This window comes from Pristimantibacillus sp. PTI5, from assembly GCF_048572955.1.
Classification (GTDB): domain Bacteria; phylum Bacillota; class Bacilli; order Paenibacillales; family Paenibacillaceae; genus Pristimantibacillus.
The window spans coordinates 6,198,670-6,219,373 of sequence record NZ_CP183886.1; the positions used below are offsets into that span (position 1 = coordinate 6,198,670).

Here is a 20,704-nt window from a genome sequence, read left to right on the forward strand (position 1 = left end):
AGAGTATGAGCGAACAGGCGAGCGAGGAATTGAGATGAAAGCGACCATATACGACGTAGCTAGAGAAGCGGGCGTTTCTATCGCAACCGTGTCGAAGGTTATTAACGCGAAAGGTAAAATAAGCACGGAGCGGCGCAATCAAATTTTTGCGATTATGCAGAGGCTGCAATACCAGCCAAGCGCGATCGCTTCGGCTCTAACCAGTAAGCATTCCTTTACGTTAGGTTTGCTTATTCCGGATATCGCCAATCCTTTTTTTGCCGAAGTTGCCCGGGCTGTCGAGGATCGCGGACATCAATTTGGCTACAGCGTCATTATTTGCAGCACGGATAACAAAGATGAGCGGATCGAACGTTATATTTCCGTTTTAAAGCAAAAACGAGTAGACGGCATCATCATCGGTACAGGTCTTGAAAATAACGCCATAATACAAGATATTAGCTCGATTATCCCCATCGTTGTTATCGGGCGCGAGGTCACCTCTTTCCCCGTGCATACGGTTGTAGCGGAGGATTGTATCGGCGGAGCTCTTGCAGCACGCCATCTGCTTGGTCTCGGACATACAAAAATGGCGGTGTTGGCTGAGAGCCTGCAGATAAGCAGCAGCCGTGAAAGGGTTCGAGGCTTTAGGCAATCGCTAAATGAAGCCGGAATTTCACTTCCTGACGATAACATCGCGGCCTGCAAAAAAGGGCTGGAGGACGGAAAAGCGAAGGCGGCGGAGCTTCTTTGTCGGATCGAGCGGCCGACGGCGCTGTTCTGCTGCAATGATATGATAGCGGTTGGTGCTCTACAGGCGGCGAAGGAGAGCGGTATGCGCGTGCCTCAAGATTTATCTATCATAAGCTTCGATAATACCTTATTGGCGTCGGTTATGAATCCTCCGTTAACCTCGATTGCTCAGCCTATGGACCAACTAGGAGAGGCTGCTGTCGATTTGCTAATTCAGCAGTTCACAGATTCGAACACTGCCAAGCAGCGGATTGTGCTTCGCACAGAGCTGATCGTAAGGGATTCCACAGCCGTGGCAAGCACGAGCGAAACATTGTAGAATGTAAGCAGGTCATGCTAAAATTAAGGATCGCTATAAATGTCCTATCTTATTCGAAGCTCCTCTGCATGGAACTGAGCGATCAGGCCTTGCGGAGGCGCTTTTTATATTACACAGACTTGAAGGGAAGCGGAAATATGACGGTACGGCTAGACAATGACTGGTCTGAGAAGTTAAATGGCGAGCTTCAAGCCCCCTATATGCTTGAACTGCTGGCAAAGCTTGATGTTTTGTACCAGAGCAAGACGGTGTATCCGGAACAACCTAACATTCTTAATGCACTTCATTATACATCCTATAAACAAACGAAAGTGGTTATCCTCGGGCAGGACCCATACCATGGCCCGAATCAGGCGCATGGGCTTAGCTTCTCCGTTCAGCCAGGCATGAAGGTGCCGCCATCGCTGAAAAATATTTACAAGGAGCTAGAATCGGACCTCGGAGCACAAATTCCGGATCATGGCAGCTTGGAGACTTGGGCAAGGCAAGGCGTGCTTCTGTTAAATACGGTGCTAACAGTGGAGGAGGGCGATCCCAATTCCCATCAAGGGCTCGGCTGGGAGCGATTTACCGATGCGGTTATAACCGCGCTGAATGAGCGGGAGAGACCCGTTGTATTTATGCTTTGGGGAAAGCATGCGGAGGCGAAAGCCGGCGCCATTGATACGGACAAGCATCATATTATTTCCTCGCCGCATCCGAGCCCATTTGCGGCGCGCAGAGGTTTTTTTGGGAGCAGGCCTTTCTCGCGGGCGAACGCTTTTCTTGAGAAGATAGGGTGTGAGCCCATTGATTGGAAGATACCGATGCTGTCTGAGCTTGAAAGTAAATGAAAAAAGGCTTCTCCACTGTCTGAACATCAGCTCAGACTAGTAGAGAAGCCTTATTGAAAGACAGAGGTTATCGCTTACTCGGCGATAATCGCAGAGCCCGTAGATGCTTGGCTCGAATCCGCAGCTTCAGGAAGCACAGGTTTTAGCTTGGCATCGACATAAGTGGATACCGAGACATCTGTGATGACCTGAGGATACATTTTATCAGGATCAGGAAGTATCGTCTCGAGATAAATGACAGCTTTGTCGCCTTCAAAACCGATAGAGGCAATCCGAATACCGTAGCCAGGATGCGGCACTTGGGCGGTGACGGTCACTTTGTTAATTTCAGCGTTTACTGCGGTAACGGAAATCTTAGGATTCAGAACCGGTTGCTCAGGAAGATCAGGAATAGGTGTCGTCTCCTTTACGAATTGCATGGCCCCATAGAGCCAGCCGGCAGCCTCGCTGCGTGTAATGGCTTTCTTCGGATAAAACTTGTTTGATTTATCCAAGGTAACAATTTTACTAATGATCAGCTTCTGAATGCTGTCCATATAATCCTTGTTCACGTCAGACTCGTCCTCGAGCAGCATAAAAATTTCGATAAAGGCATAATCGCCTTTGGTCATCATCGCTTTGAACAAATGATGTGCAAATTGCTCACGCGTCATGATGTCATTAGCTTTTACCGTTTTCGGGATTTCCAAGCCGTTTTGATTCGCGATGATAAAGGCATCGGAGTACCAGGCATCATCCTTTAGATTCGTAAAGTAATCGCTTGCTTTCGGCGCTTTAATGAAGCGGATGTGATCAATGTTAAGGTCTAACCCTTTCACGATCAACGAAACGCCTTGCGCATAAGTAAGCTTGCCATTTGGATTGAACTTATCATGCTTATCACCGCTTAATATGCCCAGCTTCTGAAGCTCCTCGATTTTTTTCTCATTTGGATCATTTTTAACATCTTTGAACGCCCAGACGGTTTGTCCGAGACTGAAAAGCATCATCGCAACCAGCGTTACGATTATTAGGGATCGTTTTTTCATGTGGTCACCTCGTTTATTATTTGCTGCAGCACTTATTTGACGTAGAGGCGTGGCAAATTGTTGCAATCCCAATAAAGATAATAAAAAGAACCCTTGAAATCAAGGGTATCCCTTTTGAACGGTATATTTTAAAATGTTAATTCGAAATCAATCCAACTTGTTTTCTAAGCGTAACAGGAGGAAACGGATTTCCAATATATCCAATCGATCCTTCCAAGGAAATGACTTTGGCGGGCATGCCAACGACTACGCCATGGTCAGGAACATCTTTTGTTACCACGGAATTAGCTCCGATCGCGGCATGGTTTCCGATTTTCACATTTCCGATAATCATGGCTCCCGCGCCGATATATACAAAGTCGCCAATAGTAGGCACGCCTATGTTTTTGCCTCTGCTGCTCGCACCGATCGTTACTCCTTGCATGATATTACAATTTTCTCCAATCGTGGCTAGGCTGCTAACGACAATGCCTCCATAATGCCCGATATAAAATCCTTTTCCTATTTTGGTGCTTGGAGATATTGAAATTCCATATTTGTATTTATATCTTTGAAGCATAGCCATCGAAATGGCATACATAGGGAAAAAGATTTTGCTTTTGGGTTTAAGATACTGGCAAAGCCTTAACCAGAACATGTAGTGGTAGCCGGCAAACATAAATTGCCGATAAAAGACTTTCTTCATATTTACGCTCATGGATTCTTCGTATCTGAAGAGATCGGATAACCAATGCAGTTTCAGCTCTTTAAAATTCAATGAAAACACTCTCCATATAAATTGGTTGGCAGTTCTTTATAAAGAACTATAAAACAATTCACTGACCTTTTCAATAGGGGGAGTGATAGTTGCCATATTATAAAAATATTATTTTGTTCTTAATTAAGAATATGATACAATGATAAAACCGCATTTATCTATTAATAAAGAGGATGGATACGATGAAAAGCATAATGAGTCTTTTTAGCATTTTGATTGGTGCTTTGATTACCTTGTTTATTTTCGGTTTTTTTATCATTACTCCTCCGAATAACGATGCGCTGCATATGTTTAAGGGCCATTGGTTTTCAGGGAAAGTTTATTACCTGCACATAAGCAACTTAGAAAATACGCAATGGATCGAATACCAAACGAATTAAAAGAAAACTCCATTGTATTTAGTGCCGCCGACAGGGGATGTCAGCGGCTTTTTTTACGCATGGTTACTAAATCCAAGATCTTAATCTGGAGCTGCAGCCGAATGATCCCTTTTCCGGATGATCCAAGCAAGGATCCCCATGGATACGATTCCGCCAAGCAATCCTAATGCCATATCTTTTTGCGTATCGAAGATATCTCCTTGCATTCCTACGAATTTGGCTTCGCCGCTTGGACCGGCTACTAAGGCGGCTAACATTTCTAAGATTTCGAAAAACGCACTGAAACCAAGAACAACGATTACGGGCAGAACATAGGACCAGATCCCGTGCAGCTTAACTTTGGATCTTAAAATCTCAAGGAAGGGAAAAGCAAAGAAGAATCCAAAAGCGAAATGAACAACTTGGTCGTAATGGCTTCTTTTTGTATGAAAAGTTGTTTTTAACCAGTCATCCAGCGGTGTGCCTTCATAGGTAAAATGTGCCGCATAAGTATGAAGACAAAAGAAAACGAGCATCAAAAGATAGGACAGATTCGAAAAACGAAACCGCTTGTAAGTGAAGGCAAGGATAAGAATAATAATGGTAGGCGTTATATTATAAGCGTACCATAATGATCGATCAGTAGGTGAAATAGCCATTAGACCAAAAAATAGGATAAAAATGATGATCATTAGCTGCAAATGTTTATTGCGGGCAAAAGGAAGGTTTGTACTCGTCCATTTAATTTGTTTAGAAGTCACGGGAATTTCACTCCTTACTTTAATAATAGTGTTCCCGATTGTTGGAATGCAAATACAGAACGCCAGACAGTAGCAATGGGGTATTATTTATAAATGTAAACTAATAAGAAGAAGCCCGCTAACCCTATGTTACAAGGGTTTGCGGGCTTTTAAATGAAAAATGACTTAACTTTTAACTACGGGTATAAAAGAATGGTTTAGTGATAAATCCTCTTGAGTTTAAACAAATTGACTTCAATTATTCTTCTATACTTATATAAACGGATGGTACCGTATATTCATATGGCTCGATTTCTGCGATTATGGAAAGCAATCACTTAAAGCATATTGGACAAGAGATAAATTATCTACAAACCCAATCGTTATTAATGGCGTTTCATTTTTCAGAATTAACAAACAGTCCTGACTATGGTTCTAAAATGGATATTTAATGTTGGATACTCCATACTTGTCATGCAATAGTCTTGAATCTATTGTTATTCCGATATACATCGAAAAAAAAGCTTCAATACCTGGAACGTTTATCGGTATACATGGTAGGAAGCCGACGCATTAGAATTGCAATAAAGAAAATGACTGAGCTGATTCATGTGGTGCTCAATACTCTTGAGAAAGATCTTGGATTGCGGTACGGCGAAGAGAAAATAAGTAAGCGTCAAATAGCCTACACCATTTTCAAGGGTGAGGACTATTTGACGCTTTTGCGCAATTTGGCTAGATGTTAATTACCTGGTCCTTCTTGAATGGCGACGATATGTTCGCAGCAAATATTGGTCAAATCACCATTGTTGAGTTCAATTTTTAACACTTCGCTGGAAGGCGTAACCGTTTCACGAATTGTCCCCCGGAAATCAGGCTGTCCGCTCACTGTATGGACAATGATACTTGTTCCAACCGTGGTTCCGATATCCTCCAGCAAATCGAAGCAACTGCATCCGGCATGACGTTGTCCCATTACCTCAAACACTCCCTTGTGCTCATTTTCAGGAATTGGGCTCCCTGTGGAATTAGAATATTCAGCTTGTTAACAAATATGCCCCATAATTCATGAAAAAGGGGCGGAAATAGCGAACACTCGTCTATAGCTAGCGAATGTAAAAGGCATATAAATATAGGGTATGGAAGTATACTCCAGTTACAACACGAGGAGGGATTCCTATCAAATCGAGCGGATTCATAGGGCTTATGGTCTATTCTCGAGCGGGAAGGGCGCAAGCGCTACAAACGTATCTTCCTTATATTGGTCAAGCACCTATCTATGCATTTAACCCTGATCATATCGATTGGAAAAGGAAGCAGGTCGCCGGTATGGTGAAGACGGAGAATGGCTGGAGAGTACGCCTATTCCCGCTTCCTGCGGTCGTATACAGCCAGTATTACGGGGATAAGAGAAGGTTGTTTTTCAGGTTGGAGCAAAGGATCGGAATCGGCAAATGCTTCAATGCGATTAATCGTTTCGATAAGCTGGATGTTCATCGTACTCTGGCCTCCACCCCGATCATCCTCAATCTTCCTGAAACCTTGCCCTATTCCAAGGAAAATCTGCGTGCAATGCTTGAGCGGCATGGCGTTGTCTTCTTGAAGCCTTGCCGCGGATCAAAAGGAAAAGGAATATACAGGGTACAGAAGCTGTGTCAGCAGGACGAATTGGAATTCACGATTGCGGAAGATGTATGGGTTCCTTTCTGCAAGGTGAATGATATAGGAGCACTAGATCGGCAGCTGGTTCAATCCATGAACAAGAAGCCCTATATTATTCAGAAGGAAATGAATCGTATCAAGTTGGATGACCATCTGATCGATTTTCGAATCATGACGCAAAAAGGTACCGACGGCAAATGGACAATTACTGCTGGACTCACCCGTTTTGTCCGAAGGTCCTATTTTATTTCGAATGTATACAGGATATGCGACTCGCTGCAAAATGTACTGGAGCGCCTCTTCGAGGATCCTGAACGGAGAAGCAGCGTGTACCGTGGAATCGAATCTCTATGCATAGAAACGGCAAATGTTTTGGAAAGGAAGTATGGACTTCTGGGCGAGCTGGGAATCGACATTATTCTGGATCATGATGATCGTGCGTGGCTGGTCGAGGTCAATGCGATGCCATCTAAGACGATTTTTGATGATATTACTGGTGATCGTGATAAGGAAATGGTTTACCGCAGTCCTATGGACTACTGCAAGTACTTGCTAACGAAAAAGAAGGTCATTCGACACAAGAGAAAGAAGAGTATCATTTCCCGTAAGAGGAAAAGATGAATATGTTTTGGTTATTTATTTGTATTTACATGCCGATGCGGGTTCCGTCAGACGAGGGTTAAGTTATACTATTATGATTTAAACACGCGGTAGGTTAACGGTAGTAATGTTGACCTGTTCATCTAACTATAATGGAAAAAATGAAAACAAAAAAAGCCTTGCTGGACAAGGCTTTAGGCGTTTAAATTATGGTGATCTGAACAGGGTTCGAACCTGTGACCCCTACCCTGTCAAGATAGTGCTCTCCCAGCTGAGCTACCAGATCATGTTAGCGACAATTAATAATATAGCAGGAAGAAGAACTCAAGTCAACACTTTTTTAACAATTGGTTAAACTGCGGTTGAGAAGAGGACTCTACATTTGCCGAGCCTCATATTAACCTCGGCTATTTGCCATACTGCCAGAGTATTCATTTAGGAGATGGTCGAGCTCTTGGCTGATTTTGACAACGGCTTGATCAGTAAAGTTATTACAAGCTTCGAACAATCGAACCATTTCCGCTCTTACTTCTTCAATTTTTTGCTGATAAAAAGTATTATCCATCACAATCCCTCCAACAGTTCATTTGTTATATTTAGAATAAACGAAGGTTGTTAGAATTTTTTCCAAAAAGTAATTAGTTTTTTGTTAGATTCTTGAACAATGATACAAAATGTAGCCTTCGTATGCAACTATCTACACCGAATATAGTATTATGAAACATTTTTATGCTCGAAGCGGCTGCGAAGAAATCCGAAGTAGAAAGAACCCCTTAAGGAAACCAAGCCAGAGGGGTTCATTTTACACGCGAATATCCAGGGTATTGCCTAAATTGGACTGTGCATTTTTTAACATTTGAACGAGATCATGTCCTTGCTGCTCAGCGGTGTCTTTGCTCAATGACATGACACGGATGCTGGCTGCAAGCGCAAACCGGTTCTGGCTCATCGCCATGGATGCTGCTGCTATATCCATCATACACCTCCTACTTATGTTATCGGCAGTTAGGAGGTGTATTTTAATACTTAAGAATTTATAGGTTAACAAATTGTAAATGTGCTCATAGATCTTTGCTTTGTGGCAGGGGACGACGGAAGCCGTTTACACTTGCTTGTTTTTATTACTCATGCGGAATATCGCATTTGTTGCGAATGAAATGGATTTGGTTGCGGATCCGGTTTAATTGCTGCACCTGTTCCTCCGATTGACCGCTGTGCGCCGCTTGCTCGAGTTGCTCCAGTTCTTGAAGCAAGTTAGGTAAATCGTTCGAAGCATTCGAACAATTGTAATTGCTCTCTACATTTTCAAGCATGGTTTTGCCTCCCTTTACGTATGGTTTCATCTTTGCATGTTTATCCAGTGTCCGTCGATTAGTATGAGCATTTTACAAATGAGTATGCATGTTGGAAACGTATACTAAAGGAAATCGTTCCAGCATACCTTTATAGAAAGCGCGCAGGAGGCGGTTCGTGTTGGCTGCACAGTATGCCTACTTGGCCATTTGGCTAATAGGGATGTTTGGGATTATCGGTATCGTTATCGGTTCTGTCGCCAAATTCGCTATTCAGGATTCCTTATCGCATGACGAGCAATTTGTATGGAGACGGAAATTGCCGGCAGACGCGGTCAAAAGAAAATAATAAGTAAATCCGGCGGGCGGTGAAATACGGCTCGCCGTTTTTTTTTGATTATTTTTGCATAAGAAGAGCGATGGGAAGGGGAGGATAAAGCGTGGCGCACAAATTATACCGAAAGGGGCTAGAAAAATCATGAGTGAAATAAACAGCGGTCAAGATACAAGAGAGCAGATCGTAGCAGTACAAAGAGACGGAGACGGCGATCTTACCGCTTTTAAAACGAATAGCGGCCGGGTCCTTGATTATGCAACAGCACTTCAAGAAGTACAAGCAGGGCATATTGCGGGAGTTAATTCTTTTAAAGGCAGAGATGGCGAGTTTTACATTCGCGGCGACGCTGACGGGGATCCGACAAACAATTTGGATCAGCTGCCAATATTTTAGGTTCGAGTAATTAACGAGGTAAACTTAATATTTGAAAAAAGGCGCCTGCATGCCAATCATGCGGCGCCTTTTTTTGCCATTATTATTGAATAGGATAGGACTTATGCTGCTCGACGATTTGCATTGATCCTGTCCGGCCTCTGTACTGCTCTATGGCGTCGCCGTAATGCATGAGCCATATTTTCTCTTGAATATCTTCAGGAAGGCTTAGAAGCTCTTCTAGGGAAGCGTGCACGACGCCTGGAGCTTCAAGCTGGCAATCATGGTAAATCGTCGTTACGCCTTCATCTACCAGCTGCCTTAGAAGCGCCGGATCGAAGCGCATATCGGCCGAGTAGAAAAATGTTTTGTTAAATATAAAGGAATAGCTAGGCTTATTCGCAATATGCTTGGTTTGGAGCAGCTTAACACTCAACCCTTCGTGTAATTCGATTTCTATATTCGGCTCGAGTGCGCGAACATCAAAAAAATCATCCAGCTTTTCCAGCGGTTCTTGCGTCAGGCCGCCTCGAAGCGTCTGTTCCCAAAGCGGTTCAACAAGCGTCTCCGCGAGATAGAGGACAGGCTTACGGTTATATTTAAACATCATCTGGAAAGCATACTCCTCCAATCCGCCAACATGGTCCCCATGAATATGACTGATTAACACCCCATCCAGCTCTTGAAAGGAGATCCCTTGTTGATGCAGTGCTTTAGGAAGGGTAATCCCGCAATCTACAAGCAGTCGAAAGCCATTCATTTCAATGAGCGCATTGTTATTGTCGTATTTTTTGGCAAAAGCGCTGCCCGTCCCAATCATTGTTATGTTCAAAACAATACCCCCTCGATTTTCCATCTGTTTAATGTACCAAATTTTAAGTATTCCTGACAATTACGGATGCACATTCGCCTTTCCCTACATACAATGCTAAAGCGATACGTACAGTGGAGGCGAACTAGGGATGAGCAAAGGAAAAGGTAAAACAGCAAAGAAAAAAAAGCCGGCAAGTGACCGCAAGCAATATAATTATAAGCTTGTACTCTCAGATACCTGTGCGGTGTGCAAAACTCCTTGCGCGAGAGGGATGAGCTATTTGGCAAGAATGAGAACGCCTGGAACGGTAGGGAAGGGTGTCCCTTGCGTATTAACGAGAACGTATGGCTAATAATATGATTTCGCTCGACTATTTCCCAGGCAAGCGCAGGTTTCAACATCGTTTGACAGCGCTGGTCCGATAGTACTAAGTGCAAAATAGTTTCACAAAAACGCAACTTTGCATGAATATCCGAGTATAACCATACATCCAGGCTATCGGATGGAGGGCACAACTATGAAATTCAGAAAAGTTGCAATTCTGCTGCTGTTGCTGTCTCTATGGGGCGGAACGATGCTGTTTGCAGATTCTGCAACGCAGAGGGTACGCGTTTTCATTAATGGGGCGGAGCAGGATGACGGCGGATTAGTGACCGAAGGCAGAACCTATTTGCCGCTTCGTCAGCTGGCTACATCTATGCAAGCTATCGTTGAGTGGGACAATCAAACCAAACGAGCGATTGTGTATAAGCCGAATGTGCACATGTTCCTATTCCAAAATAACGCGGTTTTCGGAAATGTGGCAAAAGGCTATCAAGCCAAGTTTAAAGTGTTTGCTCAGATCGACAATTTAAAAACAGATATCGTAGCTGTAAAGGTATCGATCTTCGACCCGAACGGGAGAGAAAAAGTCATTCAAACAGAAAGCGTGAATACGTCCAAGGACAATTTCTGGTATGCAACGGATGATATCGATTATAAATTCGAATTCAGCGGGAAATATCCGATTCGGTTCTTTCTGAAGCTGAAGGGCTCGGACGAATGGACCGCCGTATCGGAAAAATTAATTTCTTCGCTTTGATTGCTTGGTTTAGAGAAGGCGCTCCTTATATCTTAGGGGGCGTCTTCGTTTGACCGCTGATAGAATGTCATGTTACTATACGATAGTCTGTAAACATATTTGAAATGGGGTAATAACATGAGCGAGCATCAGCATGGCGATGATTGCGGCTGTGGCGAAGACCACGAGCATGAAGAGCATGTCTTTATCGTGACTGACGACGAGGGCCAGGAACGTGAGATGGTCATGGTTTATACGTTTGAATCCGAAAACAATGTGTATGCTGTATTGCTGGACCGCAACGATCCGGAAGCGGACGGCGTCATTTTCCGTATTGAAGAAGAAAACGAGGAGTCCTTCCTAGTCGGTATCGAAGACGATGCGGAATGGGATCGCGTTACTGCGATTTACGAAGAAATTGCCCGTACGGAGAGCGAAGAGAAGTAATTCTAATTCTCCTGCTTGCGAACAGCCAAATGAAAACGATCTGCGGGTTTCGCTTGCGGATCGTTTTTTTTGTTGCTCATTTTTCGAAAGCATGAACTTATTTTCGCGGATTAAAAAAGAGTGTTCGGCCATTGAACATGGTCAGCTCCGCTTTCAACCGGCCGGCAATAAATTTACACAGCTCGTTCGCCTTCGCTTTGTCGCCATGGGTAGATTCGACAGGGAGGACGACCTGTACACAGGATACAACAGCTCCGGATGCGCTCTCCGCTTCGCTTGGGCCAAAAATAATATGCTTATACAGCGGATTGATCCCTTTTAAATAAAACCAGCGCTCATCCTGTTTGGACTCGATGGTATAAGGGAAAGCGGCTTCGGCATAATTCCAATCCAACTGCGAGCCGGTAAGGGCGGTTTGTTCCCGGTAATGCAAAAGCTGGTCCTTGATACCTTCTAATGTAAGCTTCTCCACGGATGATCCTTGCACGAACTTTATGTAAGCGCTTTGACTCATCGCATCTCACCTCTGCCAACATCATAGCATGCCCGAAATGGCTTTACAATAAGTGGCATTCCACAAAAAAGGGCAAGAAAAAACCGACCTTAGAGGCAAGCTGCTGCTCTAAAGCCGGTTCTTTTTCTTCTTTATGAAATCGCTGTTTCTTCGACGATTACTTTTACGAATTCAATGCTGCGATCCTCCGGTCCTTTAACCGGCAGGCCTACTTGAACATGATCGACGATATAGTCGATGTTCTTTTGCGTAATGACCTCGCCCGGCAAAAGTATAGGGATACCCGGCGGGTAGACATAAATAAATTCGGCAATGATGCGTCCGGCAGATTCTTTGAACGGAAGCACTTCCGTCTCGCCGTAGAATGCATCGCGCGGCGTCAGGGAAAGCTGGGGAATATCCGGTATTTTGACGACTAATTCACGTGCCTCGGCGCCTTCATGGAATCTCTCGGAGAGTCCGCGCAGCGCAATTAACAATTTTGACACGGAATCGGAGGTATCTCCTGGCGTAACTAGGCAAAGAATGTTATACATATCGCTCATTTCAATCTCAACATTATAGTTGTCGCGAAGCCAGTTTTCCGTTTCATAGCCGGTAATGCCGAGATGACGGACATGGATGGACACTTTTGTCGGATCGTAATCATAGGTAGCCTCATCACCGAGAATTTCTTCACCAAAGCAATATAGACCCGGAATTTCATTGATTTGCTTGCGAGCAAACTGGGCAAGCTCAATTGCGCGCTCGGCGATAGCATGTCCATTCAATGCAAGATTGCGCCTCGACGTATCAAGCGACCCTAACAAAATATAAGAAGTAGAAGTTGTGGTCAGCATACTGATAACCGTTTGTATGCGGTGCGGGTTAACTCTGCCTTTGCGAACGTTCAACACCGAGCTTTGCGTCATGGAGCCTCCGAGCTTATGGACGCTGGTTGCCGCCATATCCGCGCCTGCTTGCATGGCAGACATAGGCAGCTTCTCATGGAAATGAATGAGCACGCCATGCGCTTCGTCTACAAGCACGGGGATGTCAAAGCTATGTACGAGATCGACGATTTCCTTCAAATTCGCACATATCCCGAAATAGGTCGGGTTGATGACGAGAACAGCTTTTGCATCGGGATGCCGCTCAAGCGCCTTGCGCACGGAACGTGTCGTAATGCCGTGATCGATCCCAAGATTGTTGTCCCTTGCAGGGGAAATGAATACGGGCCTTGCGCCGGCAAAAATAATGGCAGCCATAATCGACTTGTGAACATTGCGGGGTACGATGATTTTGTCGCCAGGCGCGCACACGGTCAAAATCATGGTCATGATCGCTCCGCTCGTGCCTTGTACGGAGAAATAGGTGTAATCCGAACCGAATGCGTCAGCTGCCAGCTTCTGCGCTTCTTCAATAACGCCTGTCGGCTGATGCAGGTCATCAAGCGGTGCTATATTGATTAAATCGATCGACAACGCGTTATCTCCGATAAATTCGCGAAATTCCGAATCGCTGCCCAATCCTTTTTTGTGTCCGGGAATATGGAACTGTACGGGATCCTGCTCCGCATGACGGCGAAGCGCGGTGAATAGCGGGGTTTTGGTATGGTCCATCGCTCTCATCCCTGCCTTTCATTAGAGGTTACAAACAAAGTTGAGTATAGCAAATACAGGGGGGAATGCAAGCTTCATTTCAAGAAAAGGGCAAGGTTTGTCGATTTGTTCTTCAATTGTTCATACATGATTGCCAAATGGATATGGTAACATAGGTTGGTGGAGGGGTTGCAGCATGAAAGATAAACGTATGCTTATTGTAATGGCTATATTAATGACAACTTTTATTGGGTTCGGCATTATCATTCCGGTTATGCCGGAAATTATTCAAGCCGCGGATCCGAATAAAGCGGAAATACATACAGGCCGGATGCTGGCTATTTATTCCGCAGTATCATTTTTTCTATCTCCGTTTTGGGGCAGCTTATCCGACCGGATCGGCAGACGGCCGATTATCTTAATCGGCGTTCTTGGTTTCGCGGTAAGTTTCCTGCTGTTTGGTCTTTCTTCGGACAACTTGACGCTTATGTACCTGTCACGGGTTCTTGGCGGTTTGTTTTCTGGGGCGGTTGCTTCCGTTATTGTGGCATACGTAGCGGATATTACGCCGCCGGAGTCGCGAACGAAGGGGATGGGCCTTGTGGGGATGTCGATCGGACTCGGCTTTACGATCGGTCCCGGCGTAGGCGGACTATTGAGCGTGATCTCGCTGGAAACGCCTTTTTACACGGCCTCGGCGCTGGCGCTTATCACCTTTGCGCTGGCAGCATGGAAGCTGAAGGAATCGCTCGCTCCCGAGCACCGGCGTTCTTCATCGGAGAAAAAGGTATCAAGATGGGCTGCTTTTACCGGCCCGCTTAAGTATTTGTACGTACTGGCTTTTTTCGTCACCTTCACGCTTGCCGGGATGGAAGCGACTTTGCAATTTTTCGGCATGCGAAGGTTCGACGTGACTCCGCTGCAGGTCGGCATCTTATTTTTTGTATGCGGCTTTGTGGGTGCGCTCGTTCAAGGAGGCGTCGTACGCCGGCGCATCAAGAAAGGCGAGGAGCCGAAATACATCGCAATCGGACTCGTCATCTCAGCCCTCGGCTTCTTCTTGCTGCTAGGCGCACATTCGCTTTGGTGGGCTACGCTATCCCTTGCGGTTTTTGGAGTCGGCAACTCTTTAATCAGGCCTTGCGTGACTTCGCTCATTACGCAGAAGACAACGGTAGGGCAGGGCGTAGCTTCCGGACTCAGCTCGTCGATGGACAGCCTCGGCCGTATCGCTGGACCGCTGCTCGGTTCTTTCTTCTTCACCATTGAGATGGGATTGCCATATTTACTCGGCGGGATTTTGTGCTTAGCCGCGCTGCTCCTGCTGCTTCGCTTTCGTCAGCTCGACGGGACAAGCATCGATGAAGTGAGCTTGCCATCTGCCAAATAAACAGTAAAAAAGCCGGTTACTCATCTTAAGATGGATAACCGGCTTTTTTTACTGCCGTTCAGGCGCAAGACCTTTTGTTATAAAAGCGATGGTGGCTTCCCTTTCGGTACCGTCATGCCAAGCATTGCCGGAAACATTGCCGGAAAATGATCTGCTGAGCACATATCCGATCAGGGCAGAAGCGGTTAAACGGATAACTGTGGTTGGGGCCCAATCGATGACAGCACCTTGCTTCTGGAATTTTTGAATATTAATGCTGAACTTCTCAATCACCTTAGAGAGAATCTGTTTCTGGAATTGCTCTTGCAGGTCGGGATGAAACGGTATCTCCTGAATAAATATTTTGAAAACCTGCATGTTTTTTTCGAGAAATGCAATTCGGTTTTCAATGATTGCCCGCAGCATCTGGTCTAAGCTGTCAAAGCTGCTGTCGAGCACCTTATAAAAGTCACGCAGGACAAACGGGGCGACAAGCTTAGCCATCACAGGTGCTACGATTGAAAAAAGCAAATCCTTTTTCGTTTTGTAATGGCGAAAAATCGTTCCTTCGGCTACGCCCGCCCGCTGAGCAATTTCACTCGTCGACGAAGCGGCGAATCCTTTTTGCGCGAATATTTCAGAGGCAGCCTGCACGATTTTCAGCTGCTTCTCGGTCATTTTTGCTTCATCGTCATCTAGCTTCAACAGCTCCTGCAGCCATTGCTCCACTGGTTCTTGCATGTCAGACACTCCTTCGCATAACCCATTCCATTCATTATATCAGAAGCTTATCCCAGCTACATACGACGATGCTTTTTCAGTGCCAGCACGTTTAAAAGAGCAAATAGGAGAGAGAAGCCTGCCAGCACGTATACATCCGCCTGAAAATCTCTCCAGCCCTCGCCGCGGATCATAATGCCTTGCATCGCGTCTGCCCCATAATAAAGCGGCATAAGCATGCTTAGCTTTTGCAGCCATGGATTCATGGCATCGAGATTAAACAAGCCGGAGAAAAACGCCTGCGGCACGATGACAATCGGAATGAATTGAATGATTTGAAATTCACTGCTAGCAAACGAGGAAAGCAGCGTTCCAAGCGTTAATGCCGTTAATGATAGCAATAAATTAATCATCAGCATATAGCCAATGTTTCCAGCCATGTATAGCCCCAATACGTCGACGGAATACCAGGCGATTAAGGAAGCCTGCAGCAGGGTGAAAATGCCGAATCCGGCTAAATAACCGACCACGATCTCGCTTCGGCGGATCGGCGTAGCGAGCAAGCGCTCCAAGGTTCCGCTGGTTCTTTCCCTTAGAAAGGAAACGCCGGCAAGCAGGAAGACGAAAAAGAACGAGAAAAAACCTATGAGTATTGGACCAAAGGAATCGAAAGTGGCCATATCCGGTCCGCCGTGCAAATAAGCAATAGCAGGAGCCATGCCTTCTCCGTTTGTTTGCACGGCATTTTGCACCAGCAGCAATATCGCCCGGTTGATCGATGGATCGCTGCCCTCAAGCATCAATTGCGGACCGCTTTCGCCCATTTGAAGGACGCCATCCAGATCGCCTGCTTGAATAGCAGCTTGAGCAGCGGCATCCGTGTCAAAGCTGATTAATTCGGCCCCTAATTGCCCGAATTTTTCAGTCAAGGCAGCAGGGAGACGAACCGTGCCGATTAAGGGAGCAACGGTTTGCCCGTCAAAGACCAGCTTCATCAAGCTCAGGATGAGGAGGGGGGCAAGAAACAATAAGGCAAGCGTCCGTTTGTCGCGCAAAAATTGATTAATGATCCGGATAGCAAGTGCTCGTATTCTCATTGCGGTTCACCTGCGCTTTGGCCTAGAGCAATGAACGCTTCCTCTAATGTGCTGCTGCGGGCTTGTTCCATGATGGCTTGCGGCGTATCGACTGCGATCAGCCTTCCCTCTCGGATGAGACCGAGACGATCGCATTTCTCCGCTTCATCCATTACATGCGTTGTCAAAATAATGGTCACGCCCTGTTTGGTGAGCTCGGTAAGCTCCTTCCAAATGGACTTGCGCAAAACCGGGTCAATGCCCACCGTTGGCTCGTCAAGCACAAGCAGCTTGGGCTCATGCAGTAGGGCAATGGCAAGCGAGAGCCTCCGTTTCATTCCACCGGAATAAGATGAGGTTTGTTTGTTTAAATGGCTGGTCAATGCCACAAGCTCGGAAACGGCCTGTATCCGCTCTTGAAGCGCTTCACCCTTTAGTCCGAACATAGCACCGAAAAAAGCTAAATTTTGTTTCCCCGTCAATTCGCCGTAGAGCGCATCGGATTGAGCCATGTAACCGAAGGCCTGCAGCATCTTTAGCTGCGGCATCGGCTCGCCTAACATTCGGACGCTGCCGTCATCCGCCCGGTCAATTCCTGTCATGAGCTTGATTAGCGTTGTTTTGCCTGAGCCGGAGGGGCCTAGCAGGCCAAACAACTCGCCCTGCGGAATGGAAAGCGTAATCCCCTCTAGCACGGTGCGTCCGCCAAAGGAGCGGGTAATGCCTTGCAGTTCTACTGCGCTGCATGATTGTACAGAGTCAGCGGAAGCTGGGCTGATTAGCGTCATTTTGCACACTCCTGTTCTATAAAATGAGTAAGTACTCACTTCATTATAGTGGATAAGGCGATCATTTAGAAGTGAGTACTTACTCATTTTCTTGTGGACTCGGTCTCCGGTCGTAGTCTATTTCCGACTAAGGGCGAGAATCAATTCCAGTCTCTGGACGTTTTTTCTCATCTCCGCTTCCTTCTATGATTAGAAAAGACAAAACACTAGAAAACCGTAGAGGGAAAAGGAGTCGGAAACAAATGAGTAAATTGACAGAATGGTCGTTCCGGAATAAGGCGGCCATCATCCTGATCGTCATTATGGCTTTAGCGATGGGGGTAATCAGCTATTTTAGATTGCCGATGGAGTTTTTGCCGGCGGCGGATAATCCGCAGGTGATGATTACGGCTATCGGGCCAGGCAATGACGCCAAGTCAATGGAGCAGTCGGTGACAAACCCTCTGGAAGAGGCCGTAACCTTCGTCAAAGGGAAAACGGATATGTTCTCGACTTCAGGTGACGGTTATGCGCAAATCAATTTAAATTTCGATTCAAAAACGAATATGAAGGAAGCAAAGGCGGAAATTGAACGGATCGTTGATCAGGTCCAGCTGCCTGAGAATGTAATGAAACCTTTCGTTGTCCAATTCAACACATCAATGATTCCGATTTCATGGGTAACATTGACCTTCGAGGATGGAATGAGCGAGCAGGAAAAGGAAACAAAGCTTAAAGAGGTCACGACGGAGCTTCAAAAGTCAGAGGGGGCCGGCCAGGTCAGCATAAGCGGGAAATCAACGCCGGCGGTCCATGTGATACCGAATACGGATAAGCTTGCGGCTGCAGGCATACCTATGCAAGCGCTAATGGGCGTGCTTCAAGGAAGAGGAGCATCCGTTTCAATTGGAGAACGCACGGTGGACGGAGCGGCTGGCAATATTAACGTATATGATCAGGTGACGGATCTAGAAACGCTGCGCAAGCTTCCGGTCGCTGCCGGCGTTCAGCTAGGCGATGTCGCGAGCGTCGAGCTTGCAAAGGACCAAGAGAGCATTAGCCGCATGAACGGCAAAGATGCCATTATGTACACTATTTCTAAATCCGCTGACGCAAACGCCGTTACCGTGGGTAAGGGAATCGAGAAGACGGTTGAACGGTTGAATGCCGACGTAAATGGAATCGATGCTTCGATTATTTTGAGTACATCCGATTCAGTTGTATCATCCGTAAACAGCATGATGCGCGAGGTGCTGCTCGGCGCTTTGTTCGCAACGATCGTAATTCTATTGTTCATGCGAAATTTTAAAGCGACGATCGTAACGATTGTATCGATACCGCTATCGCTTGGCATCACTTTGTATTTGCTGCAGCTTTCCGGCGTATCGCTAAACATCATCACGCTTGGCGGCGTAGCGGTAGCCGTTGGACGTCTCGTAGACGACAGTATCGTCGTTATTGAAAATATTTATAGAAGGCTGCAAAAAGAGACGTTCTCCATTAAGCTGATTACGGATGCGACGAAGGAAGTGGCCTCCGCGATTACATCGTCAACGCTGGTTACGGTTGCGGTATTTTTACCGATGGGTCTTTTACGCGGATCCTTGCAGGCATTCCTGCTGCCATTCGCGCTAACAGTCGCCTATTCGCTGCTCGCTTCCTTGCTTGTTGCCCTGACGGTAGTGCCGCTCTTGAGCGCCGTGCTTTTACGCGGAACGAAAGAGAAGGAACATGCCGGTTCTCCAAAATTTGCAGCATTTATCAGATGGAACCTTGCGCATAAAATCGTTCCGCTCATCATTGCGGTGCTGTTGTTTGCAGGCTCGATCAGCGCTTATGTACTGATGCCTAAAGGAGCGCTCGACTCTTCCAGCGCCGAGAATGTTAACGTTACGCTGCAATATCCAAGCGAAACGCCAGCGGAGCTCGTATTGGAAGAAGGGAAGAAGTTTGAATCCTATTTGACTGCGGATAAAGACATTGAATGGGTCATGATGATGCTCGGCAACAGCGCCGATGCGGCGCAATACGGATCGGTATCCTCGCCTACCCTGATCACCTATATGATTGATTTGAAGGATAATGTTGACGCAGAGCTGTTTATGGAAAATGTGAAATCGCAAAAGGATAATTATAAAGACGCGGTCTTGACCGCAGACGCTTCTGATTTAATAATGGGCGGGGGTTCCTCGCAAATCTTTATCGATGTAACAGGCGACAATCTGGAGCAGCTAACTCAGACGGCTGATCAGCTGATCGCAGCGGTTAAACCGATTGACGGCGTACAAAAGGTAGTAAGCAACCAAGAGGAGAAAAAATCGGTTTACTCCTTCAAAGTCGATCCTGCCCTCGCTAAAGGCCAAGAGGTGGCTATGCAGCTGCAAAGCATGCTAAATCCACTGCCGATCGGGTCGATTCAAATGGGGGAAAGCGAGACGCCGGTTATTTTGCAGCCGGTCGTGAATCCGGGCTCAACCGCCGAACTTGAACAATTGACAGTCATGACTGAGGCGGGCGCCGCGCCGATTTCTAAGGTAGCTGAACTGGTTCGCTCCGATGAGCCTTCCTTGTATTACCATAAAGAAGGAAAGATATATATTCGCGTTACGGCTAATGCGGAGCCGAAAGAGCTGTCTGTCGTAGGCAGCGAAATCAATAAAGCAGCTGACGCGCTTAAGCTTCCTGAAGGGGTCTCCCTAACCGTTGGAGGAGCGTCCGCGGACCAATCTAGCGATTTTGCGGATTTAGGTTTAACCGCGCTTATTTCTATCGGCATCGTATACCTCATCATGGTATTGACGTTTAAGACGCTGCGCGCGCCGCTGGCGATTATGATTTCCTTGCCGCTTGCTGCAATCGGAGCGGTTACGGGGTTGCTGGTATCGGGCGTCACGCCAGACTTCACGGCGATGTTCGGAGCGCTGATGCTGATCGGTATCGTGGTTACGAATGCGATCGTCTTAATTGACCGGGTGAAGCAGAACGAACTGACGATGTCCATTCGCGAAGCGCTGATCGAAGCGGCAACGACGCGGATGCGTCCCATCTTAATGACAGCGGTAGCCACCGTGTCGGCAATGCTTCCGCTCATATTCGGCTCGCACGAATCAGGGAGCATCGTATCGCAAAGTCTCGCGATCGTGGTTATTGGAGGTCTGATCGCGGCAACGCTGCTTACATTGATCATTGTACCTTGCGTGTATGAGCTGTTGTTCTTCCGCACTTCACGCAAGCAAAGACGCGCAAGCGCAGCAACCGCGCAGGCGGAAGCCGCTGCAGCGCAGCAGCTGTAAACAAAAAGGAGCTGTCCCGGAAGGCAATATGCC

The 20,704-nt window shown here is 46.4% G+C and carries 24 protein-coding genes and 1 tRNA gene; 11 read left to right on the forward strand and 14 right to left on the reverse strand.

The genetic code is table 11. The annotated features are described in order from the left end of the window. The first annotated feature begins 34 nt into the window (after positions 1-34). A complete protein-coding gene (locus tag ACN6MW_RS27290; RefSeq protein WP_419872950.1) occupies positions 35-1,051 on the forward strand; it encodes a LacI family DNA-binding transcriptional regulator in 1,017 nt (338 codons plus the stop codon). A 137-nt stretch (positions 1,052-1,188) separates the two neighbouring features. Then, positions 1,189-1,884: a uracil-DNA glycosylase gene (locus tag ACN6MW_RS27295; protein WP_419872951.1), complete on the forward strand. Its 696-nt coding sequence runs from the start codon at positions 1,189-1,191 to the stop codon at positions 1,882-1,884. Between the two features lie 74 nt (positions 1,885-1,958). Here ACN6MW_RS27295 and ACN6MW_RS27300 read toward each other — a convergent pair whose 3' ends face one another. Then, positions 1,959-2,912: an S-layer homology domain-containing protein gene (locus tag ACN6MW_RS27300; protein ID WP_419872952.1), complete on the reverse strand. Its 954-nt coding sequence runs from the start codon at positions 2,910-2,912 to the stop codon at positions 1,959-1,961. A gap of 136 nt (positions 2,913-3,048) precedes the next feature. After that, positions 3,049-3,669 carry a serine O-acetyltransferase gene (locus ACN6MW_RS27305; RefSeq protein ID WP_419872953.1) on the reverse strand — a complete coding sequence of 207 codons (621 nt, stop codon included), beginning with the start codon at positions 3,667-3,669 and terminating at the stop codon, positions 3,049-3,051. Between the two features lie 182 nt (positions 3,670-3,851). Between ACN6MW_RS27305 and ACN6MW_RS27310 the strand changes: the two genes are divergently transcribed. Beyond that, positions 3,852-4,049 (forward strand): hypothetical protein, encoded by a 198-nt coding sequence (locus ACN6MW_RS27310; protein WP_419872954.1) that lies wholly within the window; start codon positions 3,852-3,854, stop codon positions 4,047-4,049. An 80-nt stretch (positions 4,050-4,129) separates the two neighbouring features. Here the strand turns inward: ACN6MW_RS27310 and ACN6MW_RS27315 are convergent, their stop codons facing one another. Together ACN6MW_RS27315 and ACN6MW_RS27320 are read right to left on the reverse strand one after the other, a co-directional pair. Next, positions 4,130-4,789 carry a DUF2238 domain-containing protein gene (locus ACN6MW_RS27315; RefSeq protein ID WP_419872955.1) on the reverse strand — a complete coding sequence of 220 codons (660 nt, stop codon included), beginning with the start codon at positions 4,787-4,789 and terminating at the stop codon, positions 4,130-4,132. 721 nt (positions 4,790-5,510) lie between these two features. After that, positions 5,511-5,744: a hypothetical protein gene (locus ACN6MW_RS27320; RefSeq protein WP_419872956.1), complete on the reverse strand. Its 234-nt coding sequence runs from the start codon at positions 5,742-5,744 to the stop codon at positions 5,511-5,513. A gap of 230 nt (positions 5,745-5,974) precedes the next feature. On the opposite strand from ACN6MW_RS27320, the gene ACN6MW_RS27325 reads away from it, so the two are divergent. Further along, positions 5,975-7,051: a YheC/YheD family protein gene (locus ACN6MW_RS27325; protein WP_419872957.1), complete on the forward strand. Its 1,077-nt coding sequence runs from the start codon at positions 5,975-5,977 to the stop codon at positions 7,049-7,051. 189 nt (positions 7,052-7,240) lie between these two features. On the opposite strand, the gene ACN6MW_RS27330 is transcribed toward ACN6MW_RS27325, so the two are convergent. The 4 genes from ACN6MW_RS27330 to ACN6MW_RS27345 form a co-directional block, all read right to left on the reverse strand. Next, positions 7,241-7,316, reverse strand: a tRNA-Val gene (locus tag ACN6MW_RS27330). 111 nt (positions 7,317-7,427) lie between these two features. Then, a complete protein-coding gene (locus ACN6MW_RS27335; RefSeq protein ID WP_419872958.1) occupies positions 7,428-7,595 on the reverse strand; it encodes an aspartyl-phosphate phosphatase Spo0E family protein in 168 nt (55 codons plus the stop codon). 237 nt (positions 7,596-7,832) lie between these two features. Continuing rightward, positions 7,833-8,009: a YjfB family protein gene (locus ACN6MW_RS27340; protein ID WP_419872959.1), complete on the reverse strand. Its 177-nt coding sequence runs from the start codon at positions 8,007-8,009 to the stop codon at positions 7,833-7,835. A 142-nt stretch (positions 8,010-8,151) separates the two neighbouring features. Next, positions 8,152-8,343 carry a DUF2524 domain-containing protein gene (locus ACN6MW_RS27345; RefSeq protein ID WP_419872960.1) on the reverse strand — a complete coding sequence of 64 codons (192 nt, stop codon included), beginning with the start codon at positions 8,341-8,343 and terminating at the stop codon, positions 8,152-8,154. A 157-nt stretch (positions 8,344-8,500) separates the two neighbouring features. On the opposite strand from ACN6MW_RS27345, the gene ACN6MW_RS27350 reads away from it, so the two are divergent. Further along, positions 8,501-8,671, forward strand: coding sequence for a hypothetical protein (locus tag ACN6MW_RS27350; protein WP_419872961.1), 171 nt, complete (start codon positions 8,501-8,503; stop codon positions 8,669-8,671). A gap of 129 nt (positions 8,672-8,800) precedes the next feature. Beyond that, positions 8,801-9,052, forward strand: a complete 252-nt coding sequence (locus ACN6MW_RS27355; protein ID WP_364140967.1) for a DUF3892 domain-containing protein — start codon at positions 8,801-8,803, stop codon at positions 9,050-9,052. 82 nt (positions 9,053-9,134) lie between these two features. Here ACN6MW_RS27355 and ACN6MW_RS27360 read toward each other — a convergent pair whose 3' ends face one another. Further along, a complete protein-coding gene (locus ACN6MW_RS27360) occupies positions 9,135-9,869 on the reverse strand; it encodes an MBL fold metallo-hydrolase (RefSeq protein ID WP_419876462.1) in 735 nt (244 codons plus the stop codon). A gap of 124 nt (positions 9,870-9,993) precedes the next feature. On the opposite strand from ACN6MW_RS27360, the gene ACN6MW_RS27365 reads away from it, so the two are divergent. The 3 genes from ACN6MW_RS27365 (at position 9,994) to ACN6MW_RS27375 (ending at position 11,352) form a co-directional block, all read left to right on the forward strand. Continuing rightward, positions 9,994-10,197: a hypothetical protein gene (locus ACN6MW_RS27365; RefSeq protein WP_419872962.1), complete on the forward strand. Its 204-nt coding sequence runs from the start codon at positions 9,994-9,996 to the stop codon at positions 10,195-10,197. A gap of 165 nt (positions 10,198-10,362) precedes the next feature. Then, positions 10,363-10,926 carry a stalk domain-containing protein gene (locus ACN6MW_RS27370; RefSeq protein ID WP_364140963.1) on the forward strand — a complete coding sequence of 188 codons (564 nt, stop codon included), beginning with the start codon at positions 10,363-10,365 and terminating at the stop codon, positions 10,924-10,926. Positions 10,927-11,043: 117 nt separating this feature from the next. After that, on the forward strand, positions 11,044-11,352 hold the full coding sequence (locus ACN6MW_RS27375; RefSeq protein WP_419872963.1) for a DUF1292 domain-containing protein: 309 nt from the start codon (positions 11,044-11,046) through the stop codon (positions 11,350-11,352). Positions 11,353-11,449: 97 nt separating this feature from the next. Here ACN6MW_RS27375 and ACN6MW_RS27380 read toward each other — a convergent pair whose 3' ends face one another. Then, entirely contained in the window at positions 11,450-11,866 is a 417-nt protein-coding gene (locus ACN6MW_RS27380; RefSeq protein ID WP_419872964.1) for a DUF1885 family protein, read from the reverse strand. Positions 11,867-11,997: 131 nt separating this feature from the next. Continuing rightward, complete coding sequence (locus tag ACN6MW_RS27385) at positions 11,998-13,467, reverse strand: aminotransferase class I/II-fold pyridoxal phosphate-dependent enzyme (protein WP_364140961.1); 1,470 nt, start codon at positions 13,465-13,467, stop codon at positions 11,998-12,000. A gap of 175 nt (positions 13,468-13,642) precedes the next feature. Between ACN6MW_RS27385 and ACN6MW_RS27390 the strand changes: the two genes are divergently transcribed. Beyond that, the gene (locus ACN6MW_RS27390) at positions 13,643-14,836 is read left to right on the forward strand and encodes an MFS transporter (protein WP_419872965.1); all 1,194 of its coding nucleotides are present in this window, start codon (positions 13,643-13,645) and stop codon (positions 14,834-14,836) included. A 48-nt stretch (positions 14,837-14,884) separates the two neighbouring features. Here the strand turns inward: ACN6MW_RS27390 and ACN6MW_RS27395 are convergent, their stop codons facing one another. Genes ACN6MW_RS27395 through ACN6MW_RS27405 form a run of 3 tightly spaced genes read right to left on the reverse strand, consistent with a single transcriptional unit; the run spans position 14,885 to position 17,399 of the window. Continuing rightward, the gene (locus ACN6MW_RS27395; RefSeq protein ID WP_419872966.1) at positions 14,885-15,556 is read right to left on the reverse strand and encodes a TetR/AcrR family transcriptional regulator; all 672 of its coding nucleotides are present in this window, start codon (positions 15,554-15,556) and stop codon (positions 14,885-14,887) included. 56 nt (positions 15,557-15,612) lie between these two features. Continuing rightward, positions 15,613-16,632 carry an ABC transporter permease gene (locus tag ACN6MW_RS27400; protein WP_419872967.1) on the reverse strand — a complete coding sequence of 340 codons (1,020 nt, stop codon included), beginning with the start codon at positions 16,630-16,632 and terminating at the stop codon, positions 15,613-15,615. Beyond that, positions 16,629-17,399, reverse strand: coding sequence for an ABC transporter ATP-binding protein (locus tag ACN6MW_RS27405; protein WP_419872968.1), 771 nt, complete (start codon positions 17,397-17,399; stop codon positions 16,629-16,631). The genes ACN6MW_RS27400 and ACN6MW_RS27405 overlap by 4 nt, the downstream gene beginning before the upstream one ends. Before the next feature lie 242 nt (positions 17,400-17,641). Between ACN6MW_RS27405 and ACN6MW_RS27410 the strand changes: the two genes are divergently transcribed. Next, positions 17,642-20,671, forward strand: coding sequence for an efflux RND transporter permease subunit (locus ACN6MW_RS27410; protein ID WP_419872969.1), 3,030 nt, complete (start codon positions 17,642-17,644; stop codon positions 20,669-20,671). The last annotated feature ends 33 nt before the right edge of the window (positions 20,672-20,704 follow it).

What these genes read in the sequence shown, in the direction of transcription:
- ACN6MW_RS27345 (WP_419872960.1), bottom strand. Translation starts at nt 8,343, where the DNA reads ATGCTTGAAAATGTAGAGAGCAATTACAATTGTTCGAATGCTTCGAAC.
- ACN6MW_RS27335 (WP_419872958.1), bottom strand. Translation starts at nt 7,595, where the DNA reads ATGGATAATACTTTTTATCAGCAAAAAATTGAAGAAGTAAGAGCGGAA.
- ACN6MW_RS27320 (WP_419872956.1), bottom strand. Translation starts at nt 5,744, where the DNA reads ATGGGACAACGTCATGCCGGATGCAGTTGCTTCGATTTGCTGGAGGAT.
- ACN6MW_RS27390 (WP_419872965.1), top strand. Translation starts at nt 13,643, where the DNA reads ATGAAAGATAAACGTATGCTTATTGTAATGGCTATATTAATGACAACT.
- ACN6MW_RS27355 (WP_364140967.1), top strand. Translation starts at nt 8,801, where the DNA reads ATGAGTGAAATAAACAGCGGTCAAGATACAAGAGAGCAGATCGTAGCA.
- ACN6MW_RS27300 (WP_419872952.1), bottom strand. Translation starts at nt 2,912, where the DNA reads ATGAAAAAACGATCCCTAATAATCGTAACGCTGGTTGCGATGATGCTT.
- ACN6MW_RS27365 (WP_419872962.1), top strand. Translation starts at nt 9,994, where the DNA reads ATGAGCAAAGGAAAAGGTAAAACAGCAAAGAAAAAAAAGCCGGCAAGT.
- ACN6MW_RS27385 (WP_364140961.1), bottom strand. Translation starts at nt 13,467, where the DNA reads ATGGACCATACCAAAACCCCGCTATTCACCGCGCTTCGCCGTCATGCG.
- ACN6MW_RS27395 (WP_419872966.1), bottom strand. Translation starts at nt 15,556, where the DNA reads ATGCAAGAACCAGTGGAGCAATGGCTGCAGGAGCTGTTGAAGCTAGAT.
- ACN6MW_RS27370 (WP_364140963.1), top strand. Translation starts at nt 10,363, where the DNA reads ATGAAATTCAGAAAAGTTGCAATTCTGCTGCTGTTGCTGTCTCTATGG.
- ACN6MW_RS27375 (WP_419872963.1), top strand. Translation starts at nt 11,044, where the DNA reads ATGAGCGAGCATCAGCATGGCGATGATTGCGGCTGTGGCGAAGACCAC.
- ACN6MW_RS27310 (WP_419872954.1), top strand. Translation starts at nt 3,852, where the DNA reads ATGAAAAGCATAATGAGTCTTTTTAGCATTTTGATTGGTGCTTTGATT.
- ACN6MW_RS27295 (WP_419872951.1), top strand. Translation starts at nt 1,189, where the DNA reads ATGACGGTACGGCTAGACAATGACTGGTCTGAGAAGTTAAATGGCGAG.
- ACN6MW_RS27400 (WP_419872967.1), bottom strand. Translation starts at nt 16,632, where the DNA reads ATGAGAATACGAGCACTTGCTATCCGGATCATTAATCAATTTTTGCGC.
- ACN6MW_RS27405 (WP_419872968.1), bottom strand. Translation starts at nt 17,399, where the DNA reads ATGACGCTAATCAGCCCAGCTTCCGCTGACTCTGTACAATCATGCAGC.
- ACN6MW_RS27410 (WP_419872969.1), top strand. Translation starts at nt 17,642, where the DNA reads ATGAGTAAATTGACAGAATGGTCGTTCCGGAATAAGGCGGCCATCATC.
- ACN6MW_RS27290 (WP_419872950.1), top strand. Translation starts at nt 35, where the DNA reads ATGAAAGCGACCATATACGACGTAGCTAGAGAAGCGGGCGTTTCTATC.
- ACN6MW_RS27380 (WP_419872964.1), bottom strand. Translation starts at nt 11,866, where the DNA reads ATGAGTCAAAGCGCTTACATAAAGTTCGTGCAAGGATCATCCGTGGAG.
- ACN6MW_RS27340 (WP_419872959.1), bottom strand. Translation starts at nt 8,009, where the DNA reads ATGATGGATATAGCAGCAGCATCCATGGCGATGAGCCAGAACCGGTTT.
- ACN6MW_RS27325 (WP_419872957.1), top strand. Translation starts at nt 5,975, where the DNA reads ATGGTCTATTCTCGAGCGGGAAGGGCGCAAGCGCTACAAACGTATCTT.